Genomic DNA, 19469 nt, shown 5'->3' on the forward strand with positions numbered 1-19469 from the left:
GAAATCAGGGTGCGCCAAGCAACAGTTTATATTGATAGTGATGCACTACAATATAATTTAAACCGCGTTAAACAACTTGCTCCACATTCACAAATTGTTAGTATGGTCAAAGCAAATGCTTATGGACATGGAGTTAAAGACTGTTTAGCCGCCTTGGATGCAACAGATGCCTTTGGTGTCGCCTGTTTAGAAGAAGCTTTAGAGATCAGGCAACTGGGATATTCTCAACCCATCACTTTGATTGAGGGCATATTTTCAGAAGACGAAATGCAACAAGTAATTGAGTACAAACTCGAATGCCTGATTCATCAAAGTCAACAAGTTGAATGGTTGATTCAGCATAAACAAGCTTATAATGCTTTGGGCTTAAAAGTGTGGGTCAAGCTAAATAGCGGAATGAACCGTTTAGGCTTTAAAGTGACTGAAATTATCGATGTCATTCAACGTTTAAAATCAGAAGGCTTTAGCTGTGTCCTTACTATGCATTTTGCCAATGCAGATGCCGATCACCCTTTAAATGAACAACAAAAGCAGCAATTTCTCCATGTCAAAGAAGCATGTGCCCCTATCTTTGCATCATGCTGTAACTCTGCTGCGATCTATAAATATCCTGAATTGCATTTCGATTTTGTTCGCCCAGGTATCATGCTTTATGGCGCAAGTCCATTTGCTGACAAAAATGTAAATGAACTCGATTTAAAGCCTGTAATGACCTTTAGTGCAGAAATCATTGCGCTTAATCAAATTCAACAAGGCGAATCTGTAGGTTACGGTTCAACGTTTACAGCAACACAGCCTATGAATATTGCCATTGTCTCAATTGGCTATGGTGATGGTTATCCAAGAGCATATATCAAACCAAATTTTGTGGCGATTCATCAGCAGTTAGTTCCCATGATCGGACGTGTCAGCATGGATATGATTGCGATTGACGTTACTCAGGTTAAAGCTGAATTAGGTACTAAAGTAGAACTATGGGGCAAATCTCGTTTGGTTGATGATGTCGCTGCGGCAAATGGCACGATTGGTTACGAATTATTATGTCGGTTAAGTAATAGACCCATTCGAAAAGTGATTTAAAACAGATAAAAAATCCAAGCCTTTGCTTGGATTTTTTCTTATATGATTACAAACCATAATCAGTCGTAGGCTTTGGTAACTCTTGAAGTCCACGGCGCAAGGTATCAGACCACTGTTTACTAATTTGGGTAAAGTAAGGATCATCTTCTCGGATGCGTTTCCCTTCAGGAATTTTAAAACTATCTTTATGATAAACCAACGCGTCTAAAGGCAATCCAACAGAAACATTAGACCTTAATGTTGAATCAAAAGAGATCAAACTGCAACGTAACGCATCATCTAATGGCATCGTATAGTGCAGTGCACGATCTAAAATTGGCTTTCCATACTTACTTTCACCAATCTGGAAATATGGGGTATCGGTAGTCGCACAGATAAAATTACCTTGTGGATAGACATTATACAGTTGCATTTCCTCACCCTGTATCTGCCCACACACCAAAATACTACACGAGTAGTTCATCTGTTCCTGAGTATCAGTCGTAACATCCTCGAGTACCTTACGCAAAGTCTTTCCAATTAATTCAGCAACTTCAAACATGGTATTTGCGCTATATAAATTTGGCTCTTGATGTAATGCTAAAGCATTTTGTAAATGACCAATAACAGCTTGAGTTGTTGCTAAATTACCTGCTGTTTGCAATGCAATAAAACGCTCACCTTCAACACCAAAGGTATGTAATTTACGAAATACAGAAATATGATCGACCCCTGCATTAGTTCGAGTATCACTAATCAATACCAAACCTTGCTCTAATCTTAATGCACAACAATAGGTCATCTCTTCTTCTCTTACCTTCAACAAGCCAAAACTTGAACCGTAGATATCATACTTTCCACCCCACCTTGCTCACGGATACCTCGAATTGGTGCAACATCTAGATAATCACGACCAACTGCGACATAAATATGATTTTTTGGGGTAAATATCTGGTTACTTACATCGAAACAATACCACTCATTTTCTACAAAAACCTCAGCCCATGCATGACTGGCTAGGTGCGGTTGATTTGCATCATATATATAGCCAGACACATAACGAGCTGGTAAATGTAATCCACGGCACATTGTAATTAAAATATGTGCATGATCTTGACATACACCTTGTCTTGCATGAAATGCATCAATTGCAGAAGTCGTCACTGAGGTTGTCTCAGGCTGGTACTGAACTTGTTGTAAAATTTTCTCAGATAAAAGTATTAAATGCTTACGATCTTTTACTTTGACCACTGCCTGAGCAAAATCAAGCATACTTAGATCGCAACACGTCATCATGGTACGCTGCAAAAAAAGCATTGGAGAAACATCCGTTTTTACATAGCCGAGTTCTGTTGCATATAAATCAACGACACCTTGCGCCATAATGGTCAAGTAGTGATATGCATGTCTCTGAGTTGCAGTGATCCATAAATTATTAAATGCGTCTCTTTGACATGAATATTGTCCCGGCACACTAATATGCCAGTTTTCTATGCTTTGGTGCATAGAACTCTGTGGCATCATTTTAATCGATTGCACACTATTTCGAGCAACTTGCGTATAACGATAGTGCGTTTGATGATTCACCATGAGTTTCATGAGAATGCCTCAAATTGATTTTCTAACTTATAGGTAAAGGCATAAAACTGATTTAAATAAGGTTGCTCTTTTAGAATCTGCCAATTTGGCTGCAAGTCATCCCAACCTAGTTCAAATAACTGTTCAATAATCGGATCAATCGAAGCTATAACATCCTGAATATTATGTTGAAAACGGAAATGCGTATCAATTTTTTCAATACATTGTCCAACATGAAAGAATAAGAAAACATCGTTTTGTTCTGTTTTTAAAAGAGCACAACACTTCCCTACGACGGCTTGAATCTCTTCACCATCTGATACTGCATTTTTAATGATATGATTCAGCTCAGCATAGGTTTGAGCTGACAGTAAACCACGTAATTCTTGAATATTATCTCGAGCAATCTCAAGCTGGCTCAATAAAGAATAGGGTTGTTGATGATCTAGCATAAAATTATTCAGATTCTCAGCATCATCGATATGTAAACAAAGTGCTTGAGCAAAATCTGCTGCTTGTTCATCATCACAAAATGGCAAATGGCTAGCAACATGACCAATTCTAAATAAATAACGACCTAACCAATAAATATGATGAGCGCTTGAGCTAAGTAAAAGCATAAATTTCCTCCCTTATATATGATCAAAATCCCCAAAGTACGGCACTAGGCTATAGACTTTGGACTAAAACTCTTAAGGAAAGCGTTCAAGAATGCAATGTTTCTACAACCCATGTATCTTTGATACCACCGCCTTGAGAGGAATTAACCACTAAAGAACCCGCTTGCATTGCAACTCGAGTCAGACCTCCTGGCACAATCTCAGTACGATAAGGCGAACTCAAAACGAATGGGCGTAAATCGATATGTCGTTCAGCAAGCCCTTCGGACGTTAATGTTGGTGCTACAGAAAGTGCCAGAGTGGGTTGTGCAATATACAAATGTGGTGTTTCAATAATTTTTTGTCTAAATAGTTCAATTTGTTGTTGATCTGCTTGTGGTCCAATCAACATCCCATATCCACCCGAACCTTGTGCCTCTTTCACGACCAATTTTTCTAAATTACTAAGTACATAATCCAAGTGTTCTTGATCACGACATTGATATGTCGGAACATTACTTAAAATTGCTGTTTCACCCAAATAAAATTGAATCATTTTATCAACATAAGGATAAATTGATTTATCGTCAGCAACACCTGTACCTGGTGCGTTTGCAATCACAACATTTTTTTGCAAATAAGCCGACATCAACCCTGCAACTCCTAATGTGCTATCAGGTCTAAAAGTTAACGGATCAAGAAAGTCATCATCGACACGGCGATAGATCACATCAACTTGCTGACGACCACGGATTGTTTTAACAAAAACTCGATCATTTTCAACAAATAAATCTCGACTCGTGACTAATGGCACATCCATTTCTCGTGCTAAAAATGAATGCTCATAATAAGCACTGTTAAAACGACCCGGTGTTAATACCACAATAAGTGGCTTATCCACATAAGCGTTCTCTTCTAAAATTGCTCTTAATAAAGTTGGATATTGTTCTATGCCTTGCAAATTATTACTGATGCACAAATCAGGCATTAGTTTTTGACTAATCTTACGACTCTCAATCATATAAGATACGCCAGACGGTGTTCTTAAGTTATCTTCAAGTACGAAGAAATCACCCTGACCATCACGAATAATATCAATACCGCTAATTTGTGAATAAACCTTTCCTTTAAGATGATGATTTAACATATGTGGCTGAAATGCTTCATGCGCAATCACTTGATCAGCAGGAATAAGCCCCTCTTTTAAAATATGTTGTCCATGATAAATATCATCTAAAAATGAATTGAGTGCTTTCACACGTTGCGCGCAACCTGAGGAAATTTTTTCCCATTGTTTCTTTTCAATCACTCTTGGAATCAAATCATAAGGAATGGTTCGCTCAGCACCCTCTTGATCGCCGTAAACATTAAATGTGATTCCCTGATAAAGGAAATGTTGCTTCGCTTGATTCCCAAGTGTTCGTAACTCATCAAGGCTGCGAATACTCAACCACTGTTCAATTTTTTTCGAAGCTTCCGCATTAAAACTTTTGTCATCAAGCATCTCGTTAAAAAACTCAGATTTAAGCTGTTCAAACAAGTTAGTGCTGACACTAAGCTGTGGGATAAATGTAGACGAATGGACTGATACCGCTGCCGTTTGCTCTTGAGTATAATAATCCGCACTGGCATGTAGGTTGTGTTCTTGTTCTGACATAGAAACCTCGTCTCATCATTTATTTATATCTTAAATAAGCAATTTCAATGCCACTTATATAAAACGATTATTTTTTCATCAGGATTAAGATCATTCAATAAATTGACAGTTGTTTCAGTCGTAAATACGTAATCTCAAGATCATGGGCTTGCTAAATAGTGCTAGTTTTTTTATTGTGTCTGCTTTAGACCATTAAATTACGTATTTCGCTTATGTCATCCGTACAAGAAAAAGAAACTTCCAATAGCCTTTATCGCCAATGGCAGATATTGTCTCGTCTTTCTACAGGAAAATGGATGGGGACACGTGAATTACAAGAAACATTACAACGTGAAGGAATCGAAATTAGCCTGCGTACCATTCAGCGGGATTTAAACCAGATTGCACAACGCTTTCCCATTGAAAGCAATAAGACTGTACCGCAAGGCTGGCGTTGGCGTTCAGACGCGCCCATCCAGAGTTTGCCGCACATGACCAGCTCACAGGCGGTCACCTTTATGATGGTGGAAGAGCATCTACGCCATTTGCTTCCACCCAGCTTGCTTGAAGAAATGACACCTTGGTTTGATCTGGCAAAACGTAGTTTGTCTACACAAAACAATGTCAGACAATGGATCAATCGAGTTCGTATTGTTCCTGCTTCGCAACCATTAATCCCTCCGATGGTTGATAAACAAGCTCAACAAGCAATTTATGAAGGCTTGCTACAAGATAAACAAATTGAATGTGTATATAGAGCACGAACCAATTCAGGCGAAGATAAATCCTATATTTTAAATCCTTTAGCTTTGGTTCAAAAAGGTGCAGTAATTTATTTAATCTGTACCAGAAATGACAAAACTGAAGTACAAACTTTTGCCTTGCACCGCTTTAAAGCAGCAACTGTACTTGATAGCCGTGCTTTACATCCAGTAAATTTTGATATTGATAATTATATCGAATCAGGCGCGTTGGGCTTCCGTGTAGATTACAGCAAACCGACTGAACAAATTCAGCTCAAACTAACGATGACCGAAAGTACAGCAAAAAGCTTTTATGAAAGTCAGTTAAGTAAAGACCAAAAGATTACGCCGTTAGAAGAAAATATTGTTGAGGTTAGTGCAACAGTTCCGTTTACCTCTCAACTGGTTTGGTGGTTACGTAGCTTTGGTAAAAAGTTGCTCAATATTGAGCCAAGCGTTGTATATAATGCTGTGAAAGAGATAGAAGATTAATAAGGCAAAAGATTTAACGTAATTGGCTATCCTTACTTCCCCGCCGATTAAATAGTTCCAGTGCCTTACTCTTTTCCTCAAGTTGTTGCTGGCAACGAATACAATATTTCACGCCTTTCATCGCTTCACGGCGGGCTTGAGGAATGGGCTCGCCACATTCTTCACAATATAATGCGGCTTCTCCATCTTCATTATGAGAAAGACCTTGTCTTGCTTTTGCAATCGCATCATGAATTGTTGCATCAATCTGCTCCTGCTCTGCACCGTCACGTGCCCAACCACCTGCCATTGCTGATCCCGTTTCATTTTTATGTCTTGTCAATTTAAAATTCTAAGACCATTTTATTTAGCTCACAATACGATTATGTATACTGATTACAACTGCTGTACTATCCACTCCAAAGCATAAGAGTTTTTATTTTTAGAAAAAAATAAGGGAATCAATAGATTCCCCTAGATTTCTTATTAAAATTTTATTTAATATTCAGGATTATTCTTATTGTATCAAAATATTCAAACCAATTCCTTTCCCCGCCTGATTAGAATTGGCTTGTAGCTTTTTAATCGCCTTGATATAACCTAACATTGGCATGCCAGTTCATATCTATTATAGCGAATTGTTTTTTTCGTCATGGTTAAAACCCTCTTCGTTTGAATGTAGAGTGAATATAACGGGGATTTTCCATTCTGTGAAATAACAATGACTGGAATAAAAAGCTGATTTTTTGCTAGAGATTTTTGATATATAAATCCATAAAAATAAAAAAGCCCCTTTTAAAAAGAGGCTTTTGACGTTATCTATTCAGTTTAAGCTGAAAATGGATGACGTAAAATAATGGTTTCTGCACGATCTGGACCTGTAGAAACAATATCAATTGGGCATTCAATTAACTGCTCAAGACGTTTTACATAAGCTAACGCATTTGCAGGAAGTTGATCAATTTGAGTTAAGCCTACTGTAGACTCACTCCAACCTGGCATTGTTTCATAGATTGGTTTTAAGCTTTCAAATGAAATTGCATCAGAAGAACCTGCACAACCTGAATCCACATCTTCATAGCCTACACAGATCTTGATTTCTTCTAAACCATCTAATACATCCAGCTTAGTCAAGCAAATACCAGACAATGAGTTCACTTCAACTGAACGACGTAGGATTTCAGCATCGAACCAGCCACAACGACGTTGACGACCTGTAGATGCACCAAATTCGTGACCCACAGTACCTAAATGACGACCAATCGCATCACCTGTATCTGTAGCAGCATCGTAATGCAACTCAGTTGGGAATGGACCAGCGCCTACACGTGTTGTATATGCTTTAGTAATACCTAATACATAATCTAAATGTAATGGCCCCATACCAGAACCAGAACTTACGCCACCAGCGGTTGTATTCGAACTTGTTACAAACGGATAAGTACCATGATCGATGTCAAGTAACGAACCTTGAGCACCTTCAAACATAATTGACTTACCTTCTTTGCGGTAATCATGTAACACTTTGGTCACGTCAATCACTAATGGTGCAAGCACTTCACGCCATTGATTACAAAGCTCAAGTACATCTTCAAACTTCACTTCATCAACACCATAGAATTGAGAAAGTTGGAAGTTATGAAGCTCTAGCATTTCCTTAAGTTTTTCTTCAAGTAATGCGCCACCACGAATCAAATCAGCTACACGTACAGCACGACGTGCAACTTTATCTTCATAAGCTGGACCAATGCCACGACCTGTTGTACCAATTTTGGCATTACCACGTTTTTTCTCACGTGCTTGGTCTAGTGCAATATGGTTAGGCAAAATCAAAGGACAGTTTGGTGAAATACGTAAACGCTCTTTAACAGGTACGCCTTCCGCTTCCAAAATTGCCATTTCTTTGATTAATGCTTCAGGAGAAAGAACAACACCATTCCCGATTAAGCATAATACGTTTTCACGTAAAATACCTGATGGAATGAGGTGTAATACAGTCTTCTTACCACCGACTACAAGTGTGTGACCTGCATTGTGTCCACCTTGATAGCGTACGACCGCAGCCGCCTGATCTGTGAGCAGGTCGACGATCTTACCTTTACCCTCGTCGCCCCATTGGGTACCCAGTACCACAACATTTTTGCCCATAATAGCCTCATTACATCATGCTGTTAAAATTGGAAGCTAAGCTTTTTAAACTTAGCAATTAAATTTTTTCAATGATCCATTGCCCATTTTGCAACACCATTTGATGCGTCGCATAAGGCACTGAACTTAACTCATCATTACCCAACAACTGCACTACACTTAAACCTTGAGTACGTGCATCAGCAATTGCATTCAATAAATCTTGTTGATTGCCTTTAGGAGCGACAACTGTTTCAATTTCAGTAAATTGTGTAGCACCCAAAGCATATAAATCACAACTAAAACCTGTTGCTGGACGAGCACGACCAAAGTGCTCACCAATACCATCATAACGCCCACCCTGAGCAAGTGGCGCAGCGCGATTAGGCGCATAAATGGCATACATCAAACCCGTATGATAGTGGTAACTACGCAGCTCAATAACATCTATACCAATATCAAGACTAGACCAGCGAGATCTTATTTCTGCAAAAGTTGTTCTCAATGCATCAAACGCATTTTTAAAATCAACATCATTTAAAACATCTGGACTTAAATGTGCTTGCAAAGCTTCTAGATCGCTCGCATAACGACCTAATGCATAAAAATCAGTACCCATTGGCAAGTCTTGAGTAAATTCTTCTAATTCTGGTAAAGCCTTACGCTGATATAAATCAGACAGCTGATTTTCAGTATTTTTATTTAAACCAGCGCGCTTAACCAGACTACGGAATAAACCAACATGACCTAAGTCTAGGTGAACGCCTTGTAAACTATCTGTTTTTTCCAACAAACCAAGCATAACATCAATCATTTCAACATCAGCTTCGATGCTGTCATGACCATATAGCTCCGCACCCAACTGGAGTGGAGCGCGTGTTGCATTAAAGTTTTGCGGTTTTGTATGAAGGACTGTACCTGCATAGCAATAACGAGCTACACCTTCAATTGGTCGAACATGCGCATCAATACGTGCAACTTGCGGTGTCATATCCGCTCGCACACCAAGCAAACGACCTGAAAGTTGATCAATAACTTTAAATGTAACCAAATCTAAATCTTGATTTGATTCTGAAAGTGAAGATAACGATTCGATGTATTCAATAAATGGTGTATATACCAATTGATAACCGCGAACTGCAAGAAAATCTAATGCTTGTCTACGCAAAGCTTCAACAACTTGCGCTTGTTCGGGCAATACATCTGCTACCCCGTCAGGGAGCAACCATGTCTCTGAAATGGTCATGTTCAAACCTAAAATCTGTTCAATGTGGAGGCATCCACACAAAAAGCAACCACATAAAAAAATCGGGTGAATGCCCGATTCAGCGTAGTGTAACATGAAGATTTATATGATGCACCTGAGAATTTTAGTAAATCCCGCATAAAAATAGGCAACCAAAATGGTTGCCTAAAATCAATTCCAAGTTTTTTAGATTTGATTATGCTGGGCTATACTCGTACTTCACATCATAGGTAACATTAAAACCGTTTGCATTTACTGTCGCATTGATATTACCTACCGTACCATTAAAGCTACAGCTATTAATCTTAAACTGACCATTTGGTAATTGTGCTGTGACATCATTAGAACCACAGAATTCATTTTGATTAGCTGGTTTTGGAACATTCTTCACTGTTACTGTTGCACCTTGCCCCATCACAGAAGTTGTAACATTCAAATTATAATTTCCTGAAGGAATATTTGGATTATTTCCTAGATCAATAACGACATTTAGACCTGCTGTATCAACACTATAATTCCATGCAAAGTTTTGCCCATTGACGACATACTGCACATTACAAGTATATGTGCTACCAATACCCGTACATTTACTATTCAAACCATTAATCTTAACTTGATCCAGAACCTTGTCCAGACCAGTAGAATCTGCATTAAACGCAGTTTTAAAAATGTTTGGATAACCTTTACTCGTATCTATATTTGCATCAAATACGGTCTTTAAGTTCGCAACAACTTCTTTTGCGGCTTTATCAATAGCAGCATTTATTTCATCACTAGTACTGTCTTTAGCCAGTTTTGCCCAATTGGTATAAATTTCTGCCAATGAGTTGTAATCACGTTTTTCATCAGCTTTGTTGGCAGCCAAAATTGCCTGTGTGGTTAATTGGGTTACATTCACATTACCAGCAGCCGAAGCATAAGAATATAGGGTAACTTGGGATTCACCAGTACCTTTAGTTGCCTTTAATAAATAAGGTGCTCCCTTTTCAACATCGATACTGAATTTACCATCTGCCCCCGCAACAACTGATTTAGTTGTGCCATTTTTATTGACCACTTCAATATTCGCACCAGCCAGAGCAGCTCCAGTTGCAACAGTCCCTGTCAATTTTTCAGTCGTTGTTTGCTGTTGCCCACCATTATTGTTATTTGAACTATTATCATCATTACAACCTGTGACCATTACAATCGCACTAAATAAGGCTGAGCAGATTGCTGTACGTTTTAAAACTATTTTTTTCATTATCAATTATCCTTATGTGTTTAGTGATCAATGCTTTGTGAAGCACGATTTATAATAAGCAACAGCCAAAACACACTTCAAGTTAGTTTTCAGTCAAAATAATAATTAAAAAATATTTAACCATCCAACAAAAATTAATCATTGTTTTGCATAAATTTTACAATTCTATATAGAGTCTTTTCTTGTTTTAAATTTGTATCAAAATATTTAACAAAAACAGTTGTTTATATATACTGATTTGTCAATCCCCTATTCAAGGGGGACAACTTTAGGGCATATTTTTCCCATTTTTAACAACCACTTCCAAAACATTGACCAGCTCAACATTTTGTTTTTCTAATGCAGCAATATTGGCAACAGTTTTATCTAACACTTCTTGCTGTACATGCATTTTCTTAGCGAGATCCTGCATAATTTCCAAACTTTTTTTTAGATGCAACTCTAAATGCACTACTTTTTCTTCTAATTGCGCAACATAAATATCTTGGCTTTGTACATTTGACGTTTTAAATTGAAACCAAAATAAAAAAGCAACAGCCATCAATAAAACAATCAGAAAACCCCAAATCAACATCAATGTCATAATTTCATCCCCAAATTTTCTTTTTAATATATGATCTGTTTAATTACAAAAAGATTCACACAAATCAAGTAGTCGATTCGCATATCCCCACTCATTATCATACCATGCAAACACTTTAGCTTGATGACCCACCACCATGGTTTGAGTTAAATCGACGATTAAAGAATAGGGCGAATGATTAAAATCACTTGAAACCAAATCTTCATCTGTCACTTGCATGATCTGCGCATAATCATATTGAGCTGCTTTACTCAAAACCTCATTGACTTTGTGTACTGTAATTGGTGAATGCGAAACAAAAGTTAAATCAATTGCTGCGACATTAATGGTCGGTACACGAATCGAATAACCATCAATTCGACCTTCCATTTTTGGCATGACTTGTTTTAATGCCCCTAATGCACTTGATGTGGTTGGAATAATATTTTGTCCTGAAGCTCGCGCACGACGTAAATCTCGATGTGCATGGTCTAATACCGATTGATCTGCTGTGACTGCATGGATTTCTGTCATTAAAGCGGTATCAATGCCAAAGGCATCATCAATGATTTTGACCAACGGAACCAAGGCCTGAGTAGTGCAAGATACACTCGAAATAATTTGATCAGTTACTTTCACATCATGGTGATTGACACCATAGACAATTGCAGCATCGACCGAATCAAAAGGTGCAGCCCCAATAATCACGCGCTTTGCCCCTGCTTCGACATGCCGAGTTGCATCAGCACGTGAACGGAATAGACCTGTACATTCCAACACCACATCTATTTTTAAATCTGCCCAAAGGAGTAATTCAGGTTGAGCCTGTTTAAATACCTGTAATTTTAATTGTCGTTGATGGGACTGAATATTTAAAAATATCTGTTCATTTTCAATCTGAATTTCAACTTGACCTGCAAAACGTCCATGCGTGGTATCGTATTTAAACAGATGTACCAAAGTCTGCACATCGGCAATGTCGTTGATAGCAACGATATCAAATTGAAATTGTTTTGGACTCTCAAACCACGCACGTAATACATTTCGACCAATTCGACCAAATCCATTGATAGCGATACGTTGCATGCAGAGCCCTTTCATCAAAACATCATCTTTTCTATGCTATATGGTAAAACATGAACAGCGCTATTGAATATAGATTTTTAGCTTAAACACAGTTTTATATGATATTGCTTGTAAAATCGTTGGTTGGGATCATATTTTCCGTTATAATTTAGCACTTTTAAAAATTATGGACGCTTGGTTGTGAGTACTCGTTTTATGACATCCGCTGAAATCCGTGAAGCATTTTTGCGTTACTTTGAATCGCAAGGGCATACACGTGTTGCTTCGAGTTCTCTCGTTCCTGCCAACGACCCAACTTTACTGTTTACCAATGCTGGTATGAACCAGTTTAAAGATTGTTTCTTAGGTTTAGAAAAGCGTGATTATGTTCGTGCTGTTTCATCTCAAAAATGTGTACGTGCAGGCGGCAAACACAATGACCTCGACAATGTAGGTTATACCGCACGTCATCACACTTTCTTTGAAATGTTAGGTAACTTTTCTTTCGGTGATTATTTTAAAGAAAATGCACTGAAATTTGCTTGGGAATTTTTAACCAGCGAACAATGGTTAGGCTTACCGAAAGATCGTTTATATGTCACGGTTTATCATACCGATGATGAAGCATTTGATATCTGGAACAAAGAAATCGGAATCGATGCTGAACGTATCATTCGTATTGGCGATAACAAAGGCGGAAAATACGCATCTGATAATTTCTGGGCAATGGGTGATACAGGTCCTTGTGGTCCGTGTTCTGAAATCTTCTATGATCATGGCGATCATATCTGGGGTGGTTTACCAGGCTCACCTGAAGAAGATGGCGACCGTTTCATCGAAATCTGGAACAACGTTTTCATGCAGTTTAACCGTACTGCGGATGGTGTCATGCACCCTCTTCCAGCACCATCTGTAGATACAGGTATGGGCTTGGAGCGTATTTCTGCGGTTCTACAACATGTCAATTCAAACTATGAAATTGACCTGTTCCAACACTTATTAAAAGCAGCCGCTGAAGTCATTGGTTTGGATACCACTGCAATTGAAGCTGAAGCAAAAGCTCAAAATAAACCAGTTGAATACCCAGCTTCTTTAAAAGTGATTGCAGATCATGCACGTTCATGCTCATTCTTGATTGCTGACGGTGTTAATCCTTCAAATGAAGGTCGTGGTTATGTGTTACGTCGTATCATTCGTCGTGCAGTGCGTCATGGTAACAAGCTCGGTGCGACTGGTTCATTCTTCTACAAGATGTTGCAACCGCTAATTGAAGTCATGGGTGAAGCATACCCTGAACTTGCAGCACAACAGGCACGCATTGAAGCGCAACTGCTGAAAGAAGAAGAGCAATTTGCGAAAACACTTGAACAAGGCTTGAAATTACTTGAAGGTGAATTGGCTCAGCTAAAAGGCAATGTGATTGCTGGTGAAACTGTATTTAAACTTTACGATACTTACGGTTTCCCGACTGACTTAACTGCTGATATCGCGCGTGAACGTGATCTTACAATTGACGAAGCTGGCTTCGAAGTTGAAATGGCTGCACAACGTCAACGTGCACGTGATGCTGGTAAGTTTGCAGTTGATTATAACAACATTGTAAAAGTTGAAGGCGAAACTCAATTTGACGGTTATGATGCAACTCAAGGTCAAGGTCAAATTGTTGCGATCTATAAAGATGGTGTTCAAGTTGATGAAATCAACGAAGGCGATGAAGCACTGATCGTATTGAACCAAACCCCTTTCTATGCAGAAAGTGGTGGTCAGATTGGTGACACTGGTATTTTCAAAAACGATACCGGTATCTTTGAAGTTCAAGATACCAAAAAATCTGGTGGTGCTTTTGTACACCAAGGTATCGTGACTATGGGTAGCCTCAAAGCAACTCAAAATGTTGAAGCAACGGTTAAAGCAGATATTCGTGCAGCAACAGCACGCAACCACTCTGCAACTCACCTTCTACATGCCGCTTTACGTCAAATTCTGGGTGAACATGTTCAACAGAAAGGTTCTTTGGTTGCAAGTGATATTTTACGTTTTGACTTTGCCAATGACCAACCTGTTTCATTTGAACAATTACAACAGATTGAGCGTTTGGTCAATGCTGAAGTGATTGCCAATACGACAGTAAGCACTGAATTACTTGATATTGAATCAGCGAAAGCCAAAGGCGCAATGATGCTTTTTGGTGAAAAGTATGGCGAAGAAGTTCGCGTACTTTCTATGGGTTCTATTATTGAAGAGAAAAACTTCTCGATCGAACTGTGTGGTGGTATTCATGTTAAGCGCACAGGTGATATTGGTTTATTCAAAATCACTTCTGAAGGTGGTGTAGCAGCTGGTGTTCGCCGTATTGAAGCCGTAACGGGTACCAAAGCACTTGAAGTTGTTCAAAAAGCTGAAGCTGATATTCAGACGATCAATGCTTTATTGAAAGCGCAAAAAGATCAAACTGTAGAAAAAGTTGAATCAATTGTTGAAACAGCATCAAGTCTGCAAAAGCAAATTGAACAATTGAATCAAAAATTAGCCAGCTTCCAAGCAGCTGATTTATTAGACCAAGTTAAAGAAATCGCTGGTCGTCAAACGTTAATCACAACCGTAAAAGGTTTAGATGCAAAGTCATTACGCAATTTGCATGACAGTGTAAAATCAAAATTGGAAGATGCAGTCATTATTTTAGCTGGCGTTGAAGGCGATAAAGTGAGTTTAATCGCGTCCGTCGCTAAACAATATGCTGCAAATCTAAAAGCGGGTGACATCATCAAACACTTGGCTCAAGAGCTAGGTGGTAAAGGTGGTGGTAAACCTGACTTAGCACAAGGTGGCGCGCCACTAAACGAGAAGTTTGATCAAGTTTTTGCAGCATTGCCTGCTTGGCTTGAGCAATAATAACAACTTCACTTTTGTGTAACTGACCCTGATGCCTCTCAGGGTCATGGCTTATATGGAACAACTATGGCATTAATCGTTCAAAAATATGGCGGTACCTCTATGGGTACTCCTGAGCGCATTTTAAATGTTGCTCATCGTGTCAAGCGTTGGCATGATCACGGTCACAAAGTGGTCGTGGTTGTATCGGCAATGAGTGGTGAAACTAACCGCTTACTTGCGCTTGCTAAAGCCATTACTAGCACCCCTAACCCACGTGAACTTGATCAAATGGTGTCTACGGGTGAGCAAGTAACGATTTCCATGTTAGCTATGGCACTGAATTCTATTGGTGTAGAAGCTAAATCATACACTGGACGTCAAGTTGGTATTAAAACTGACAGCGCGTTTACCAAAGCGCGTATCGAATCTATTGATACCGATGTCATGACAGCTGATTTAGATGCTGGTCGTGTGATTGTTGTCGCAGGTTTCCAAGGCTTTGATGCTGAAGGAAATATTACAACATTAGGTCGTGGCGGCTCAGATACCTCTGGTGTAGCACTTGCAGCTGCCTTAAAAGCAGATGAATGCCAAATTTACACAGATGTGGATGGTGTTTATACCACTGATCCTCGTGTTGCACCTAAAGCGAAAAAAGTTGACCGTATCTCTTTTGAAGAAATGCTTGAAATGGCATCTTTAGGTTCAAAAGTTTTACAAATTCGTTCGGTTGAATTCGCAGGCAAATATCAAGTTCCATTACGTGTATTATCAAGCTTTGATAATGACAATGACGGCGCATTTGATGAAGATTTCAAACAAAACGTAGGCACATTAATCACGACTGAGGCAGAAGACGACATGGAACAACCAATTATTGCAGGCATTGCATTTAACCGTGACGAAGCAAAATTAACGATTTTGGGTGTTCCAGATGAACCGGGCATTGCCTCTAAAATCTTATCCCCGATTAGTGATGCTAACATTGAAGTGGATATGATTATCCAAAATGTTGAAGAAGATGGTACTACTGATTTTACCTTTACTGTAAATCGCAATGATCTTGCTAAAGCTAAAGCAATCTTGGACCAAACAGCAAGCAGCATTGAAGGCTGTGAAGTTGTCACTCGCGATGACATCGTAAAAGTGTCTATTGTGGGTGTAGGTATGCGCTCACATGCTGGTGTAGCAAGCAAAATGTTTACAGCTCTTGCAGATGAAAGCATTAATATCCTCATGATTTCTACTTCAGAAATTAAGATTTCTGTCATCATTGAAGAAAACTACTTAGAGCTTGCTGTACGTTGCCTACATACTGCTTTTGGTTTAGACCGTGAACATGGCGAAAGCAGTGCACGTGCTTAATTCATAGCACAATAAACATATTTACTTTCAAGTAACTGGTAAAAAATACAGAGCCACTATAGTTTTTATTACAGTGGCTCTGTTATATTAAGTTGTGAGGTTTTTCAGAAGAACTCGACAGAACTTACGAAAAAAAGCTGTTTTTTACATATTTCTGTTAAAATTTTCTGTATATTAAGGCTGTGCTTTCAAATAATGAATTCCCTGTCGCAAGTTTAAGCGTTTAGCAAGGAGATAAACATGCTGATTCTGACCCGTCGTGTCGGAGAAACATTAATGATTGGGGATCAAGTCAGTGTTACTGTGCTTGGCGTAAAAGGTAATCAGGTGCGTATTGGTGTAAATGCTCCAAAAGAAGTTTCCGTGCATCGTGAGGAAATTTACCAACGTATCCAACATGAACGTGCTATGCATGAGCATTTACAACATCTTGATCAAGATTATCAACTTTCTTTTGAAGAAGATAATAACGATTTCACTCGACATAATAACTTCAATCGTTAATGTACAGAATTCTTCTCTAACAATTAAAGCGACTAATTATTAGTCGCTTTAATTGTTTATGGAGACTCATTTATATATTTTTAAACCCAGTGCTTTTTTTACTGGCGCATAACTACGACGATGTTGATCAATCACGCCATACGCTGCAATTGCTTCAAAATGCGCTTTGGTTGGATAGCCTTTATGTTTTGCAAAACCGTAATTAGGATACTGCTGATCTAGTTCATGCATTTGACGGTCACGTGTTACTTTAGCCAAGATACTTGCTGCGCTAATCTCCGCATGACTTGCATCCCCACCAACAATCGCCTCACACAATATTTCAATTCCTTTCGGAATTTGGTTGCCATCAACAATCACTTTTTCAGGCTGAATGTTTAAGGTATCTACAGCACGACGCATGGCTAAAAAAGTTGCCTGTAAAATATTAATTTCGTCAATTTCTGAGTGGGAAGCTTCTGCAATTGACCAAGCTAAGGCTTTCTCTTGAATTTCTAAGAAAAGTTTTTCACGTTTCTTTTCAGTTAATTTTTTAGAATCATTTAAACCATCAATCGGATTATTGGGATCTAAAATTACCGCAGCAGCAACAACTGAACCGACCAAAGGCCCACGCCCTGCCTCATCTACACCAGCAACAAACATGATATTACTCACAAAGATTAGCTGCTTCAGAGCAACTAATTACAACTTATTTAAACTGTTCTATTTTATCACTTCTGATACGCAAGCGTTCATCGTTTTTGCGACAGCAACGCCTGTTAATGCTGTTCTAGCTTTTGAACCAACTGCCGCTAAAGCAAGCTCTGATGGAGATAATACAGTAGGTGCATTTTTACCAACACATTTACAAATTTGCTTTTTCTTCTGTTGTTTTTGGTTCTTGGTCATTAATTTACTTGCAACTTTCTAAGCCGCGAAATCATCGATATCATGAGTACACTTGGTTTGTGCTGCACATTGTATTGCTGACGTACCCATTTTCAGTTTAGTTGGTTCAGCACTTTGTGCGTCAACACCTGCAAATAAGGTAAAGAAAGAGAAAAGAATAAAAAAATTGTTCTTATTCATACAAAACCTATTCTAAACGTAGGTATTTTTACAATTTAATCATATAAGTCTATTAACACGATCTCCAATTACAAGACCATATCAATTTCATCTAAAAAAGCAGAACCAAGTCAAACTTAGCTCTGCTTAGCGTATTTCATCAGAATTATTTCTTCAACACTTCTGCGACACAGGCATTTACTGTTTTAGAAACAACTTGATTTACAATCGTTGCACGCGCTGTAGGATCAATCGCAGCTGTGGCCAATTCAACAGTCGTTACACTATTTGGTGCTTTTTCACTAACACATCCACATACATTCGTTTGAATGTTTTCACGTTGCTCAGATGTCATTAAACGTGTCGCTGTTTTCCATGCTGGTAATGTATTGATCTCATTAATACATTTTGCATTCACAGCAATTTTTAATGCAGCCATACCTAGCTGCTGAGATGTTGTTGCAGTGGAATTATTAGTATTTGGCGCAACACACCCATTTAAAGCAAATAACATAGGTACGATAAAGAATAATTTTTTCACGAACTCAAACCTGTATCCAAAATTTTAGCACGCGTATTGTGCCTAAAGGATGACTTGAAAGAAATGACTGTGTAGATTCTTTACATAATATAACAATCAAGTTGCATTTTACTTACTGCTCTACACGTAAAACGCTCTGTTACATATACACTGTATATGAAGAAAAATGAGCTATTTAAAATCGTAAAACTCATATTCACCGCTAGGATGTTGCGATGTCAACCTCAGCACAATATTACACTCGCACAGCGCAAATTTTACACTGGCTGATGGCGGCTATTTTTATCACAGCTTGGCTGATCGGCTTTTACAGTGGGAATTTTCTCAGCTATGACGTTGATGGAAGCTTCAAAGGCAATGTTATTACACTACATAAAAATATAGCCACCACCATTATCTTTCTGGTTGTGATTCGAATTTTTTGGCGTTATACCCACCCAGTCCCTAAACTACCAAACACCATGTCACCTATGATGAAGACTTTGGCTCATATCGGCCATTTCTTACTGTATCTCATGCTACTTGCGCTACCAATTACCGGCTGTTTATTTAGCTGGAGTGCTGGACATCCAGCTCCTGTTTTATATTTATTTGAAATTCCTCGCCTAGTTCAAGATAATTTTGACCTGCTTGAAATAGTGAAACCATTACACATTTATCTTTCTTGGTTTGCAGGTTTACTTATTGTTGGTCATGCTTTAGCAGCAATAAAACATCACATCATTGATAAAGATAATGTCTTATTGAGTATGTTGCGCCAACCTAAATAAATCCTGACACATAAAAAAACCGCTTAACGCGGTTTT

20 protein-coding genes are annotated in these 19469 nt (G+C 38.5%); 6 read left to right on the forward strand and 14 right to left on the reverse strand.

Annotated elements, in window-relative coordinates; translation table 11 throughout:
- The first annotated feature begins 9 nt into the window (after window positions 1–9).
- The gene (alr, locus tag ABLB98_RS08760; protein WP_348882467.1) at window positions 10–1080 is read left to right on the forward strand and encodes an alanine racemase; all 1071 of its coding nucleotides are present in this window, start codon (window positions 10–12) and stop codon (window positions 1078–1080) included.
- Window positions 1081–1126: 46 nt separating this feature from the next.
- Here the strand turns inward: alr and ABLB98_RS08765 are convergent, their stop codons facing one another.
- The 4 genes from ABLB98_RS08765 to ABLB98_RS08780 all read right to left on the reverse strand — a co-directional run bounded on the left by ABLB98_RS08765 (window position 1127) and on the right by ABLB98_RS08780 (window position 4893).
- Window positions 1127–1861 carry a proteasome-type protease gene (locus tag ABLB98_RS08765; RefSeq protein WP_087536096.1) on the reverse strand — a complete coding sequence of 245 codons (735 nt, stop codon included), beginning with the start codon at window positions 1859–1861 and terminating at the stop codon, window positions 1127–1129.
- Between the two features lie 17 nt (window positions 1862–1878).
- On the reverse strand, window positions 1879–2658 hold the full coding sequence (locus ABLB98_RS08770; protein WP_348882468.1) for a transglutaminase family protein: 780 nt from the start codon (window positions 2656–2658) through the stop codon (window positions 1879–1881).
- A complete protein-coding gene (locus ABLB98_RS08775; protein ID WP_269238184.1) occupies window positions 2655–3257 on the reverse strand; it encodes an alpha-E domain-containing protein in 603 nt (200 codons plus the stop codon). Before ABLB98_RS08775 ends, ABLB98_RS08770 begins: the two co-directional genes overlap by 4 nt.
- A gap of 85 nt (window positions 3258–3342) precedes the next feature.
- Window positions 3343–4893 (reverse strand): circularly permuted type 2 ATP-grasp protein, encoded by a 1551-nt coding sequence (locus ABLB98_RS08780; RefSeq protein WP_348882469.1) that lies wholly within the window; start codon window positions 4891–4893, stop codon window positions 3343–3345.
- A gap of 212 nt (window positions 4894–5105) precedes the next feature.
- Between ABLB98_RS08780 and ABLB98_RS08785 the strand changes: the two genes are divergently transcribed.
- Window positions 5106–6107, forward strand: coding sequence for a WYL domain-containing protein (locus tag ABLB98_RS08785; protein ID WP_348882470.1), 1002 nt, complete (start codon window positions 5106–5108; stop codon window positions 6105–6107).
- Between the two features lie 13 nt (window positions 6108–6120).
- On the opposite strand, the gene ABLB98_RS08790 is transcribed toward ABLB98_RS08785, so the two are convergent.
- The 6 genes from ABLB98_RS08790 to ABLB98_RS08815 form a co-directional block, all read right to left on the reverse strand.
- Window positions 6121–6396: a DksA/TraR family C4-type zinc finger protein gene (locus ABLB98_RS08790; protein WP_004676973.1), complete on the reverse strand. Its 276-nt coding sequence runs from the start codon at window positions 6394–6396 to the stop codon at window positions 6121–6123.
- A 518-nt stretch (window positions 6397–6914) separates the two neighbouring features.
- The gene (locus tag ABLB98_RS08795) at window positions 6915–8234 is read right to left on the reverse strand and encodes an adenylosuccinate synthase (protein ID WP_005160977.1); all 1320 of its coding nucleotides are present in this window, start codon (window positions 8232–8234) and stop codon (window positions 6915–6917) included.
- Between the two features lie 58 nt (window positions 8235–8292).
- Window positions 8293–9459 carry an ATP phosphoribosyltransferase regulatory subunit gene (locus ABLB98_RS08800; protein ID WP_348882471.1) on the reverse strand — a complete coding sequence of 389 codons (1167 nt, stop codon included), beginning with the start codon at window positions 9457–9459 and terminating at the stop codon, window positions 8293–8295.
- A 196-nt stretch (window positions 9460–9655) separates the two neighbouring features.
- Window positions 9656–10702, reverse strand: a complete 1047-nt coding sequence (locus ABLB98_RS08805) for a carboxypeptidase-like regulatory domain-containing protein (protein WP_348882472.1) — start codon at window positions 10700–10702, stop codon at window positions 9656–9658.
- 268 nt (window positions 10703–10970) lie between these two features.
- Window positions 10971–11285 carry a hypothetical protein gene (locus tag ABLB98_RS08810; protein WP_087547189.1) on the reverse strand — a complete coding sequence of 105 codons (315 nt, stop codon included), beginning with the start codon at window positions 11283–11285 and terminating at the stop codon, window positions 10971–10973.
- 39 nt (window positions 11286–11324) lie between these two features.
- Window positions 11325–12350 (reverse strand): type I glyceraldehyde-3-phosphate dehydrogenase, encoded by a 1026-nt coding sequence (locus ABLB98_RS08815; RefSeq protein WP_087547190.1) that lies wholly within the window; start codon window positions 12348–12350, stop codon window positions 11325–11327.
- Window positions 12351–12530: 180 nt separating this feature from the next.
- Between ABLB98_RS08815 and alaS the strand changes: the two genes are divergently transcribed.
- The 3 genes from alaS to csrA all read left to right on the forward strand — a co-directional run bounded on the left by alaS (window position 12531) and on the right by csrA (window position 17072).
- Complete coding sequence (gene alaS, locus ABLB98_RS08820) at window positions 12531–15221, forward strand: alanine--tRNA ligase (RefSeq protein ID WP_348882473.1); 2691 nt, start codon at window positions 12531–12533, stop codon at window positions 15219–15221.
- Window positions 15222–15287: 66 nt separating this feature from the next.
- Window positions 15288–16568, forward strand: coding sequence for an aspartate kinase (locus tag ABLB98_RS08825; RefSeq protein WP_004661340.1), 1281 nt, complete (start codon window positions 15288–15290; stop codon window positions 16566–16568).
- A 240-nt stretch (window positions 16569–16808) separates the two neighbouring features.
- On the forward strand, window positions 16809–17072 hold the full coding sequence (gene csrA / locus ABLB98_RS08830; RefSeq protein ID WP_004661337.1) for a carbon storage regulator CsrA: 264 nt from the start codon (window positions 16809–16811) through the stop codon (window positions 17070–17072).
- A 66-nt stretch (window positions 17073–17138) separates the two neighbouring features.
- Here the strand turns inward: csrA and rnhB are convergent, their stop codons facing one another.
- The 4 genes from rnhB to ABLB98_RS08850 all read right to left on the reverse strand — a co-directional run bounded on the left by rnhB (window position 17139) and on the right by ABLB98_RS08850 (window position 18663).
- Entirely contained in the window at window positions 17139–17717 is a 579-nt protein-coding gene (gene rnhB, locus ABLB98_RS08835) for a ribonuclease HII (RefSeq protein ID WP_348882494.1), read from the reverse strand.
- Between the two features lie 60 nt (window positions 17718–17777).
- On the reverse strand, window positions 17778–17963 hold the full coding sequence (locus tag ABLB98_RS08840; RefSeq protein ID WP_348882474.1) for a hypothetical protein: 186 nt from the start codon (window positions 17961–17963) through the stop codon (window positions 17778–17780).
- Between the two features lie 18 nt (window positions 17964–17981).
- Window positions 17982–18143: a hypothetical protein gene (locus ABLB98_RS08845; RefSeq protein WP_005160999.1), complete on the reverse strand. Its 162-nt coding sequence runs from the start codon at window positions 18141–18143 to the stop codon at window positions 17982–17984.
- 145 nt (window positions 18144–18288) lie between these two features.
- Complete coding sequence (locus ABLB98_RS08850) at window positions 18289–18663, reverse strand: hypothetical protein (protein WP_005161007.1); 375 nt, start codon at window positions 18661–18663, stop codon at window positions 18289–18291.
- Between the two features lie 215 nt (window positions 18664–18878).
- Between ABLB98_RS08850 and ABLB98_RS08855 the strand changes: the two genes are divergently transcribed.
- On the forward strand, window positions 18879–19433 hold the full coding sequence (locus ABLB98_RS08855; protein WP_087544250.1) for a cytochrome b: 555 nt from the start codon (window positions 18879–18881) through the stop codon (window positions 19431–19433).
- The last annotated feature ends 36 nt before the right edge of the window (window positions 19434–19469 follow it).

The sequence above is a fragment of the Acinetobacter yuyunsongii genome (assembly GCF_041021915.1).
Lineage (GTDB): Bacteria > Pseudomonadota > Gammaproteobacteria > Pseudomonadales > Moraxellaceae > Acinetobacter.

What these genes read in the sequence shown, in the direction of transcription:
- ABLB98_RS08855 (WP_087544250.1), top strand. Translation starts at nt 18,879, where the DNA reads ATGTCAACCTCAGCACAATATTACACTCGCACAGCGCAAATTTTACAC.
- ABLB98_RS08785 (WP_348882470.1), top strand. Translation starts at nt 5,106, where the DNA reads ATGTCATCCGTACAAGAAAAAGAAACTTCCAATAGCCTTTATCGCCAA.
- ABLB98_RS08840 (WP_348882474.1), bottom strand. Translation starts at nt 17,963, where the DNA reads ATGACCAAGAACCAAAAACAACAGAAGAAAAAGCAAATTTGTAAATGT.
- ABLB98_RS08770 (WP_348882468.1), bottom strand. Translation starts at nt 2,658, where the DNA reads ATGAAACTCATGGTGAATCATCAAACGCACTATCGTTATACGCAAGTT.
- ABLB98_RS08815 (WP_087547190.1), bottom strand. Translation starts at nt 12,350, where the DNA reads ATGCAACGTATCGCTATCAATGGATTTGGTCGAATTGGTCGAAATGTA.
- rnhB (WP_348882494.1), bottom strand. Translation starts at nt 17,717, where the DNA reads ATGTTTGTTGCTGGTGTAGATGAGGCAGGGCGTGGGCCTTTGGTCGGT.
- ABLB98_RS08765 (WP_087536096.1), bottom strand. Translation starts at nt 1,861, where the DNA reads ATGACCTATTGTTGTGCATTAAGATTAGAGCAAGGTTTGGTATTGATT.
- ABLB98_RS08805 (WP_348882472.1), bottom strand. Translation starts at nt 10,702, where the DNA reads ATGAAAAAAATAGTTTTAAAACGTACAGCAATCTGCTCAGCCTTATTT.
- ABLB98_RS08780 (WP_348882469.1), bottom strand. Translation starts at nt 4,893, where the DNA reads ATGTCAGAACAAGAACACAACCTACATGCCAGTGCGGATTATTATACT.
- ABLB98_RS08845 (WP_005160999.1), bottom strand. Translation starts at nt 18,143, where the DNA reads ATGAATAAGAACAATTTTTTTATTCTTTTCTCTTTCTTTACCTTATTT.
- ABLB98_RS08800 (WP_348882471.1), bottom strand. Translation starts at nt 9,459, where the DNA reads ATGACCATTTCAGAGACATGGTTGCTCCCTGACGGGGTAGCAGATGTA.
- ABLB98_RS08790 (WP_004676973.1), bottom strand. Translation starts at nt 6,396, where the DNA reads ATGGCAGGTGGTTGGGCACGTGACGGTGCAGAGCAGGAGCAGATTGAT.
- ABLB98_RS08795 (WP_005160977.1), bottom strand. Translation starts at nt 8,234, where the DNA reads ATGGGCAAAAATGTTGTGGTACTGGGTACCCAATGGGGCGACGAGGGT.
- ABLB98_RS08825 (WP_004661340.1), top strand. Translation starts at nt 15,288, where the DNA reads ATGGCATTAATCGTTCAAAAATATGGCGGTACCTCTATGGGTACTCCT.
- ABLB98_RS08810 (WP_087547189.1), bottom strand. Translation starts at nt 11,285, where the DNA reads ATGACATTGATGTTGATTTGGGGTTTTCTGATTGTTTTATTGATGGCT.
- csrA (WP_004661337.1), top strand. Translation starts at nt 16,809, where the DNA reads ATGCTGATTCTGACCCGTCGTGTCGGAGAAACATTAATGATTGGGGAT.
- ABLB98_RS08775 (WP_269238184.1), bottom strand. Translation starts at nt 3,257, where the DNA reads ATGCTTTTACTTAGCTCAAGCGCTCATCATATTTATTGGTTAGGTCGT.